This is a genomic window from uncultured Paraglaciecola sp. (assembly GCF_913058035.1).
Classification (GTDB): Bacteria; Pseudomonadota; Gammaproteobacteria; order Enterobacterales; family Alteromonadaceae; genus Paraglaciecola.
Genome location: NZ_CAJXPA010000230.1, coordinates 1 through 5,472, shown reverse-complemented (window position 1 = coordinate 5,472; position 5,472 = coordinate 1). Strand labels below are relative to the sequence as shown.

3 protein-coding genes are annotated in these 5,472 nt (G+C 35.9%); 1 reads left to right on the top strand and 2 read right to left on the bottom strand.

Annotated features, from left to right (window positions below; genetic code table 11):
• Positions 1 to 665: 665 nt before the first annotated feature.
• Positions 666 to 1,289, bottom strand: coding sequence for a c-type cytochrome (locus tag QZ562_RS19105; protein WP_293763800.1), 624 nt, complete (start codon positions 1,287 to 1,289; stop codon positions 666 to 668).
• Positions 1,290 to 1,491: 202 nt separating this feature from the next.
• Between QZ562_RS19105 and yihA the strand changes: the two genes are divergently transcribed.
• Entirely contained in the window at positions 1,492 to 2,100 is a 609-nt protein-coding gene (yihA, locus tag QZ562_RS19100; RefSeq protein ID WP_293763797.1) for a ribosome biogenesis GTP-binding protein YihA/YsxC, read from the top strand.
• A 431-nt stretch (positions 2,101 to 2,531) separates the two neighbouring features.
• On the opposite strand, the gene polA is transcribed toward yihA, so the two are convergent.
• Positions 2,532 to 5,282, bottom strand: a complete 2,751-nt coding sequence (gene polA, locus QZ562_RS19095; RefSeq protein ID WP_293763795.1) for a DNA polymerase I — start codon at positions 5,280 to 5,282, stop codon at positions 2,532 to 2,534.
• Between the last annotated feature and the right edge of the window lie 190 nt (positions 5,283 to 5,472).

The window sequence follows — 5,472 nt, the reverse complement described above, 5'->3', positions numbered from 1 at the left end:
ACTTAGGTGTGTTGATATTTCATATAGCATTAGGAATGAAGACATTTATTAAATGTTACTTTATTTAATTTAAAGTATTGTCATTTAAACGAGAAATAGATAATGAAGGCACGTAATAAATAATCAGATATTAAAACCTCTTTTTAATAAAATTCTTGAAACACTAAATATAAAATCAATAATATAATTACCCGGGTAAGCTTACCGAATAACACTTTTGATATAGCTTTTGATGGGTGCAAAAAAGTATGGAGTAAGAATTTGGGCAGAAAAAAAGCGATAGGCTAGTATCGCTTTTCTGTAGAGCAAATGTTTGTAAACATCTACCCAAATGTACGTCCGTCCTGAACTATTATAGTTCCGTTTTAACTTCACTTATTATTATTTTTTACGAAGACTATTTTATTGTTAACGATCGTCCTGATACTTTATATTCCGTCCATGACCTTCTATCAAGGTATCTATAATGCAAATCAAACTACTGATCTGCTACTTCCCTGACAAGCAAAGTGCTCGTATTTCCATCTTGTTTTTATTATTTTTAAATAATACAGGATTAACAAATATTTACAACTCATTTACAATTTTGATCTAAAAAAGTGAACTTTTTCTGAATTAAAATAAAGTAATGAATAATGACTATCTTACCTATTACATGCTATTAATTAATGAAGACCCGCAACATAACTAGATATCACTTCAATATCCTTATCAGTCAATCTTTTGGACATGTCTGCCATCATGCCATTCAAAGAATTATGTCTTTCACCAGAACGGAAAGATTTAAGTTGAGTGGCAATATAAGCTGAATGCTGACCGCTTATGTCAGGAAAACCTGATAGGCTAGTTCCATTACCTCTTGGACCATGACATGCGATACATGCAGTAATGCCACGTTTTAAGTCCCCTCCAACATAAAGTTTATTACCCTGTTCTACATTGTCTTCAGAAGTTTCACCTGGAGTGGCTTCTTGGCTCGAAAAGTACGCTGCCAAATCTAAAATATCTTGTTGCGATAACGCAGCCGACATTCCATTCATAATTGCGTTATTTCGCCCTTCTTTACCGCCAGTTTGACTGGCTAGTTTAAATTCTGTTAGCTGTTTAGCTAAATAATTTGCATGTTGCCCAGCAAGTTTTGGATTCATAGGTATCGCACTATTTCCATCGACACCATGACATGCCCCACAAGTAACAGATTTAGCCTTACCGTTTTCAACATTTCCTTGTGCTACGACAGACGCATTAAAACCCAAAAACAAACAGACTAGCAGACCTATATTTTTCATCTTTATCTCATTAAGCATTGATTAGCCAACTACTCTTTAAATATTGAAAGAGCATTTTACACATTTACGTCGTTAGTAAAATAAAATCATTAGATAACTTATCATTTATCTAATTTTAAAGAGCACATTAATTTCCCTTTTCCCTGATATAATATCAAAATATAACAGAAATATTAGTTTTGCAGCGTTTTCAGGAGTTGATGTGAGTCATTATAGTCAAGCAAAGTTTAGTATCAGTGCCCCTGATATTTCACATTTAGGACCCGATGAGGGAATTGAAATTGCCTTTGCCGGTCGTTCGAATGCCGGGAAGTCAAGCGCATTAAACAAATTAACTCGGCAGAAGGGTTTGGCTAGGACCAGTAAAACTCCGGGTCGGACACAATTAATTAATGTATTTCAGTTGGACGAGGAGCGAAGATTAATAGATTTGCCTGGATATGGGTATGCAAAAGTACCTATTGACATAAAAAAGAAATGGCAAAGATCTTTGGGAGAATATTTACAAAAAAGAGAAAGTATTAAAGGTCTAGTTGTTTTGATGGATATCCGCCATCCTTTTAAAGATTTGGATCAAGACTTAATTCATTGGGCTGTAGCAGCAGATTTACCCGTTCTTGCGCTTTTGACTAAAGCTGACAAATTTAAATCAGGTAAACGTAAAAATCAGCTAATGATCGCAAAGGAAGCAGCTCTAGCATTTTGTGGCGATGTAACAGTAGATGTCTTTTCTTCACTCAGTGGTATTGGCTTAGAAAATTTAGAGCTTAAACTTGATAGCTGGTACGGCTATGAAAAGAAAACACTTTGACATGTAAAAAAACTTGGTTAACTATGCGGAATAAAAATAGTTGGTACATGGGTATATTATCGAACGGTCACTGCAAGTTCTTAAAATTCTGTACTACGTCAAATATTTAAATAAAAACCCCCCATTGAGTAATGGGGTAAACACATAAGAACACATAAACTGCAGATACGAAGCCATTTTAAACATAAAGTTCAAAATTAACTTATGCTTAAAAGCCCAAAACCATTAAATATGCTGTTAAGCACATAAATGTGTATAAAAATCGCACGCAAGATCAAGGCCTAATATTCAAAATAATCTATGTTGTTCTTTTCATTAAACAGGCCCTTAATTTTTTATGGCCTAGGTATAAATACAAAAAGCAGATGATTTTCACACCAACCGCTAAAACCTATATGTTTGTTAAAACGTAAACAAGTCGATAAACGATATTAATGTGCTTCATCCCAGTTTTCCCCGACACCTGCTTCAACAATGAGCGGGACATCAAGTTGCACGGCATCCTCCATTAATGAAATAATCTTGAGTTGATATTCGCTTAATTTATGTTCTTTAATTTCAAATACAAGTTCGTCATGTACCTGCATGATCATGCGAACATCGTCAATAGGCAATGTATCAATCCACCTATCGACTGCTAGCATGGCTTTTTTAATGATATCTGCGGCAGTTCCTTGCATTGGTGCATTAATTGCGGCGCGTTCTGCGCTTTTTCTGCGCATACCATTCGTGGCGTTAATTTCGGGTAAATATAACCGCCTACCAAAAACGGTTGAAACATAACCTTTTTCACTGGCAATCTGCCTCGTGTTTTCCATATAAGTTAATACGGATGGGTAACGTTCAAAATACAAATCCATAAACTTTTGTGCATCATGACGAGAAATATTGAGTTGCTTGGATAAACCAAATGCAGACATACCGTAAATTAAACCAAAGTTAATGGCTTTAGCATTTCTGCGCTGATCAATGCTGACTTCTTCAACTGCAGTCGCAAATACTTCCGAAGCTGTCGCTGTATGAATATCTTGACCATTTGCAAAGGCTTTCAATAATCCCTCATCCCCTGATAAATGTGCCATTATTCGCAGCTCAATTTGTGAATAATCTGCAGCAACAATTTTATAACCTTCTCTTGCAATAAATGCCTGCCTAACGCGACGTCCTTCTTCAGTTCTAATAGGTATATTTTGTAAATTTGGATCTGTAGAAGATAATCTACCAGTTGCTGTAATTGCTTGATGATATGACGTGTGAACTCGACCTGTTCGAGAGTTGATCATCTTAGGTAATTTATCAGTGTAAGTATTTTTTAACTTACTTAAACCTCTATATTCCATCAAAAGTTTAGGTAAAGGATAATTAATAGCCAATTCTTGCAACACTTCCTCAGCAGTCGATGGTGCTCCCTTAGGCGTTTTTTTCAGTACAGGTAAATCCATCTTATTATAGAGGATTTCCTGTAATTGTTTTGGTGAACCCAGATTAAACTCTTCACCTGCAAGCTCATGTACTTTAGTTTCTAACTCTAAAATACGTACTGCCAAATCTTGACTTTGTTGAGCAAGTTTTTGGCTGTCTATAAGCACTCCAAATTGTTCCATTTTTGCCAAAACAGACGACAGAGGTAGTTCTATTTCCTGGAATACATTCACTAATTCTATATTTTCATTTAGTTTTTGCCACAGAACATTATGTAAACGTAAAGTTATATCCGCATCTTCTGCTGCATAAGGTGCTGCTTTGTCTAAAGGAATCTGATTAAAAGTAATTTGTTTAGTACCTTTACCCGCTATATCCTCGAAGTGAGTAGTTGTTTGCCCTAGATACACGTCTGCCAAACTATCCATATTGTGGCGGGTAGCAACACTGTTGAGTACATAAGACTCAAGCATTGTATCGAATGTAATGCCTTGTAAATTGATATCATAGTTAGCCAACACATTTTTATCATACTTAAGATGTTGCCCGACTTTTTTGATCTTAGGATCTTCTAATAGAGGTTTAAGCATTGCTAATACTTGAGCTCGGTCAAGTTGTTCAGGAGCATCCATATAGTCATGAGCAACAGGAAGATAAGCAGCTTCGCCAGCAGTTACAGAAAATGATACGCCGACTAATTCTGCTTCCATATAGTTTAAGCTGGTCGTTTCAGTATCAAATGCAAATAAATCGGCTGCTTTTAGTTTGTCTAACCAGACGTCTAAATCTGCTTGGGTTAAGATAGTATGATAATCACCAGGTGTAGTAATTAATTCACTTGTCTGATTTGGTGAGACAAGTTGAGTGGTAGAAACTTGTTTTACTTTTTGTTGAGTGTCAGTCAGTAAACGCTTCAATTCAAACTGGCTGCTCAAAGCAATTAATTTATCAAAGTCTATTTCGGTTGGTTTAATGTCTTGAACACTTTGAGGAAGATCTACATCCAATTTGATCGTAGCTAATTCGTAGGATAAAGGAAGGTGACTAAGTGCATTACGTAAGTGTTCGCCGACTTTCCCTTTTACTTTGTCAGCATTAGCCATAACTTTTACGAGTGTGCCATGCTCAGCTAACCACTTAGCTGCTGTTTTAGGACCGCACTTATCAACACCTGGAATATTGTCAACCTTGTCACCCATCAAAGCTAAATAGTCGATGATTTGATCCGGTTTGACTGCAAACTTTTCCTCTACACCCGCTTCGTCCATTTCAACATTGGTCATGGTATTGATTAATCGGACATGGGGCGTGACAAGTTGTGCCATATCTTTATCACCGGTAGAAATGACAGTTTCAATTCCAAGTTTAGACGCCTGATTTGCTAGTGTTCCAATCACATCATCGGCTTCTACACCCTTAATAACTAATAAAGGTAGGCCCATTGCTTCAATTATTTCATGTAACGGTGCAATTTGTGTTCTGAGGTCGTCTGGCATTGGTGGGCGATTCGCTTTGTAATCAGCAAACATATCGTTACGAAAAGTTTTACCTTTTGCATCAAAAACCACCACTATATTTCCGTTTGGATAATCTTTTTGTAGGCTTTTTATCATGTTCAACACACCAGTAATTGCACCTGTAGGTTGTCCATAAGAGGTAGATAACGCTTGTAAATAAGGTACGTGGTAAGCTCTAAACAAATAAGATGAACCGTCCACAAGTACTAGAGGGTTTGAGAGTATTTCTGATTCTGGTGGCATAATGGGAGTCCATATTCATTTAGAAAATTTAAAACTGAGAGAATATTATAAGATGTTGGAATTTAGCATTAATTCAAAGAGAAATCTGTGGATAACTGTGTAGATAATGTATTAAATAATTAATTTGGTGAAAGATAATGTTATTGAAAATCAGTAAAAAGTATATGGATAACATGGGCTTACTAAAAAC